The organism is Mesorhizobium sp. M7A.F.Ca.US.002.01.1.1 (assembly GCF_004022955.1).
GTDB lineage: Bacteria > Pseudomonadota > Alphaproteobacteria > Rhizobiales > Rhizobiaceae > Mesorhizobium > Mesorhizobium ciceri.
On sequence record NZ_RZQE01000430.1, the window covers coordinates 1 to 5108 of the forward strand.

Below are 5108 nucleotides of genomic sequence, written 5' to 3' on the forward strand. Positions count from 1 at the left end.
CTCTTGTGAAGCTCGTCGATCTGCACGGCCGGCGTGGTGATCTTTGCCTTGTCAGCGGGCGCCGGATCGGCCGCGACGGCAGGAAGGGTTGGCGGCGTCTGTTCGCTGCTGGTGTCCTGGGTTATCTCGACGGCTCGCAGGTCCGCCAGCGCACGATCGAAATAGCGCAGGCTGCTGGACAGGCAGGTGCGTTGCCAGTCTGGGTCATCCGGGATGAAGGCGCAACGCAGAGCGTCGCGGATCCGCTTGCCCAACGGCGAATCGAGCTTGCCGAACAGATGCAGCCAGTTGTCGGCCTGGACCGCTTCCATGACAGCCGGCCCGTCCAACGTGCCGCATTCAACGACAAGCGGCAGCACGCGCGCGTTCGGCATTGCCTTGCGGACGGCATCGGAGACATAGCCGGTCGCCGTTGCCGTGATGCCGGTATCGGTCTTGGCGCCCTGGCCTGTCAGGACTGTCGCCAGCGCCGGCCCGAAGATGGATTTGCCCCAGGCAAGGCCGTCATGCTCGGAACTCGCCACAGAAAGCAGAGCCGGATAACCGTAAGGCCCGGCGCCGGTATGCAGGTCGAAGACGATGGCCTGGCGCGCCGCGCCGGCAAAGGTCTTCAGAATTTCGTTCAAGGTGCGGTTCGACCAGACCGGGCCGCCACCGCCGTAGAACATGCCGTCGGCGAACTCATACTGGCCGGCTTCGACGATCGCCGCCAGCCCGGCATGCCCAAGCCTTTTGCGCGCCACGGCGAGCTTCTCGTCGGCCGCTATGCGGTCCGGTCCCTCCCACTCGCGATACGCCATGGCGTCGTGCAGGCCGGCATAACCGTTGTTGACGGGAGCACTTGAAGACCAGTCGATGAAGTTGCGGTTGAGGTCGACATTGTCCTCGTTGACGCGCCGCGACCAAGCCGTACCCCAGGGATTGATGAGGTGAATGGCAAGGATGGCTGTGTCGCCGGGCAGGCGCCGCAGGTGCTTCTGGCCGAGCCAGGCGGTCTGGCAAGTCGAGCCGAACGGGCCCTCGACACCATGCGTACCGGAGATGAGCACGATCAGCTTGCGCGCATCGCGGCGGCCAAGCAGCGCCACATCCGTCGCCAGCGTCTCGCCATCCGGGCCGTTCAGCGGATGAACATATTCAGACAGTTCCGCGCCGGCCCGCTCGGCGGCTTCGCGAAATCTCCTGCGAAGGACGGCGAAATCACGGGCATAGGCGGGGGCTGGCTCATCATGGCGCATGGTCGATCCCACCGGATCGCTGGCGGTTGCGGTCAATCCGTTCATTCCCTGTCGTTCCACCGTGGGGCTATTCATCGTTGTGATCGCTCGTGTTCTGAGGTGGCAATCGGCGCTCATTGCCGGAAAGGAGCGGCCTGGAGGACCGGACAAACCAGGCGTCGGAGGGAAGCACCTTGTCGGGGTTCATGATCGACTGATCGTCCAGCGCTCGTTTCACCCGCTCCATCACGGCGAGCTTCGTCGGGTCAACCGTCGCCAGCAGCGAATGGATGCGCTTGGACCCAACACCGTGCTCGGCGGAAAAAGAACCGCCAATCTCCCGCAGTTGTTGGTACAGGACGCTCTCGGCAGCCTCCGCTACGTCAGGCGCCAGCGGACCCTGACGGTTGAGGATGATATGCAGGTTTCCATCGGCCAGGTGACCGAATACATAGGGCGCCAGACCCGGTTCGATCGCTGCGAGCCGGGGCAGGATTCTGTCGAGGTAGGCCGGAATTTCCGACAGAGGCACCGACACGTCGAAGGAAGGCGCTTGGGGATGGGCGCGATAGAGCACGCCGGTGTCCTCGCGCAACCGCCACAGGTCTTCCTCTTGCCGCCGCGAGCCGGCAATGATGCCGGTGGCTTCAGGATAGCGCTCCATCACTTCCGAATAGATACGCTCGAAATCTTCGCGCAGCGCCTCTTCGCGCGCGCCGCCAAGCGACAGCAGCAGGAACAGTGTCTGGTCGAGCGGCACGCTCGGTTCGGACCATTCATGCGCGGCTGCGGCCAGGCTGAAATACGAGGTCCACATCGCCTCCGCCGCGCGCAAATGTCCCGCATCCGATTCAAGCGCCAGACGAATGACTTGCAGCGCCGCTTCGACAGACGGCAGCCCGAAAAGCGCGGTGGCGGTGGCTCGCGGCGAAGGGTCGAGCTTGACGACCACGCGGGTCACTATGCCAAGCGTGCCCTCCGCACCGATGAAGAGATGCTTCAGATCGTAGCCGGCGGAATTCTTCACCACCCGCGTCAGATCGGAATAGACCGATCCGTCGGCCAGCACGGCCTCCAGGCCAAGGACGCGGTGGCGCATGACCCCGTTGCGAAAGGCCATCACGCCACCCGCATTCGTGGACACCATGCCGCCGATCGTCGCCGAACCGCGCGCGGCAAGATCGATACCGGGCTCCAGCCGGTGCTCAAATGCGGCAGACTGCAAAGCTTCGAGGGTAACACCGGCACCGACCACCGCCACGCGCTCGACCGGATCGAGCCGCTCGATCCGGTTCATGCGTGCCAGGGAAAGAACGATCTCGCCCGGCCGCGGGACACTTCCGCCGACCAGGCCGGTCCGCCCGCCCTGCGGCACGATCGGAATCTCATTTTGACTGCAGATGCGCACCACCGCCGCAACCTCACCGGTCGATGAAGGCGCAACGACGATGCCGGCGGCGCAATCCATCCCGTTCGAACCAAGGTCGATCGCCCCGGCATCATCACCGGTCCGCACATTCGAGGCGCCAACGACATGGCGGATCGCGTCGACAACCGACAACGGCACCGCTTGCTCGATCCAGTTCGTTTGCCTGGGAGACGCGTGGCCGCTCATCGCCCAGCCAATCCCTGAAGCGCCGTGATCAGCCGGTCGTTGTCGGCCGGCAAGCCGATGGTGGCGCGCAGATAGTGCTCGTAGCCGGCTTCGCGCCACGCCTTAACGATGATCCCCTGCTTCAGGAGACCGGCGGCAACGCTGGAGCTGTCGCCCTTGCAGTCGAAGAACAGGAAGTTTGTCTGCGACTGGGCAACCCGGAAACCAAGGCCCGTAAGTGCGGCGGCGGTGCGCACGCGCTCGGCTCTGACGCGGCCCGCCGACGCCTTCATCCAGCTTTCGTCGGCCAGTGCCGCAATTGCGGCGACCTGCGCTGCCGCATTGACGTTGAACGGCGTCTTGGCGGCCGCGATCACTCTTGCCAGTTCGAAGCCCGAACAAACGGCATAGCCAACGCGCAGCCCCGCCAGGCCATAAGCCTTCGAAAGTGTGCGCAGCACGACATGGTCGATGCTGCTGTTACGCAGGACCTCGATGCCGTCGGGCGCGCCGGGATCGGCGAATTCGAAATAGGCCTCGTCCAGGACAAGAAGCGTGCCGGGCCGCACGGCGCCGATCAGCCGTCGCAGGCCAGCGTGGTCGAGACCCGGCCCGACCGGATTCCACGGCGAGGATATGAAAACGATCCGTGGCCCAACGGCGATCGCCGCTTCGAGCGCGGCAAGATCGAACCCCATCTCGGGTGTCATCGCAATCTTGACGACATCGGCACCGGCAGCCAGCGGCTCTATCTCATGCAGCCCGAAGCTCGGCACCGTGGTGACGACCGAGGCGCCCGGCACCAGGACGGCGCGCGAGATGGCGGCGATCATCTCCTCGGAACCATTGCCGGCAACGATCATGCCAGGATCGATCGCCAGTTTTTCGCCAAGCGCCGCCCGCAGCGCCGTGCAGGCCGGATCGGCATAGCGCCATGGCTCGAAGGATGAGGAGGCCAATGCGGCCATGACGGCGGGAGAACACCCATCCGGGTTCTCGTTGCTGGCCAGCCGGGCGACATCGTTGCGGCCACTCAGCGCCCGCGCCATCGAGATGTTCATGCCGGCATTGTAGGGCGGCAAGGCGGCGATATGCGGATTGAGCGGCAGGCTCGACGCTGGTTTGACCGACTGTTCCAAATCCCGACTTCCGTTTCCCCGCGCCCACGCGCGGCAATCTTGTCAAATATCGAGGACGACTGATCCGCGCGGCTTGGAGCAGCACAACAGCACTTCGCTGCTTCCAAGCTCGTCCAGCGGTTCTTCGAAATAGGCGATGTCGCCCGAGATCAGCCGCGACTTGCATGTGCCGCAGATGCCGGCCCGGCAGCTGAATTCCGGCAACAGACCTTGGTTCTCGGCGAAGTCGAGCAACGATACGGCCGAGCCATCCCAGACGGCCGTCAGGCCCGACTTCCGAAATTCCACGGTTGTCGCTTCCCCGGCCGGCTCGATCCTTGCCGGCTGCGCTGGAACCGCGGGAACTCGCACTGCATCGGGCTCAAGCAGCGTCGCCGGGCCGAAGAATTCGTAGGCAATGCGATACCTTGGCGCGCCAAGCTCGCGCAGCATGACGTAGATCGCCTGCATGAACGGCGGCGGGCCACAGAGGTAGAAATCATAGTCATCGATCGGCAGCAGACGCTGCAGCACGTCCCGCGAAATCATGCCTTCGCTATGGAAGCGCTGCTCGGCCTTGTCGCGCTCGGACGGGTGCCGGTAGCAGAAGTGTGCGGTCAGGCCGGGACGGGTCGAGACCAGGCCGGTCACCTCATCGCGCAAGGCATGCACATCGCCGTTGTCGCAGGCGTGAATGAAGACGGCACGGCGGTCCGGCAACGAAGCCAACGCATGCAGCATCGGCACCATCGGCGTCAGCCCGACGCCGCCGCTGAGCAGCACGACTGGACGGTTGCTGGCCTTGTCGAGCACGAAATCGCCGCGCGGCCCTTCCGCCTGAAGCACATCACCGACGTCGATACGGTCATGCAGGAAGCACGAGCTTATCCCATCGGGAAGCCCCGGCCCGGGTGCTGCCTCACGCTTCACACTGATCCGATAGGAAGCGCTGTCTGGGGAACAGGAGATACTGTAGTTGCGCAGCACATATCCCCTTTCGCCGGCGGCCTCCCGCGCTACCGGAATCCGGAACACCAGGAACTGGCCCGGCTGGAAGTCGCGCCAGTCCTGTGGATCGACCGGCTCGAGATGGAATGAAGTGATGAGGGCGCTTTCGCGCACCTTCGCGACCACTTTCAGGTCGCGAAGGTGCGCGAAAGCGCCCTCATCACTTCATTC

General features: G+C 64.6%; 4 protein-coding genes. All 4 read right to left on the bottom strand.

All coding sequences use genetic code 11. The features are described 5' to 3' along the window. The coding region (locus EN932_RS28685; protein ID WP_128369248.1) for a DUF2817 domain-containing protein at window positions 1-1283 on the bottom strand (1283 nt) is incomplete at its 3' end. A 22-nt stretch (window positions 1284-1305) separates the two neighbouring features. Further along, window positions 1306-2832: an FAD-binding oxidoreductase gene (locus EN932_RS28690; protein ID WP_127367984.1), complete on the bottom strand. Its 1527-nt coding sequence runs from the start codon at window positions 2830-2832 to the stop codon at window positions 1306-1308. Then, window positions 2829-3950 (bottom strand): aminotransferase class I/II-fold pyridoxal phosphate-dependent enzyme, encoded by a 1122-nt coding sequence (locus EN932_RS28695; protein WP_127367985.1) that lies wholly within the window; start codon window positions 3948-3950, stop codon window positions 2829-2831. Before EN932_RS28695 ends, EN932_RS28690 begins: the two co-directional genes overlap by 4 nt. A 42-nt stretch (window positions 3951-3992) precedes the next feature. Beyond that, entirely contained in the window at window positions 3993-5063 is a 1071-nt protein-coding gene (locus EN932_RS28700) for a 2Fe-2S iron-sulfur cluster-binding protein (RefSeq protein WP_245483345.1), read from the bottom strand. Window positions 5064-5108: the final 45 nt, after the last annotated feature.

What these genes read in the sequence shown, in the direction of transcription:
- EN932_RS28690 (WP_127367984.1), bottom strand. Translation starts at nt 2,832, where the DNA reads ATGAGCGGCCACGCGTCTCCCAGGCAAACGAACTGGATCGAGCAAGCG.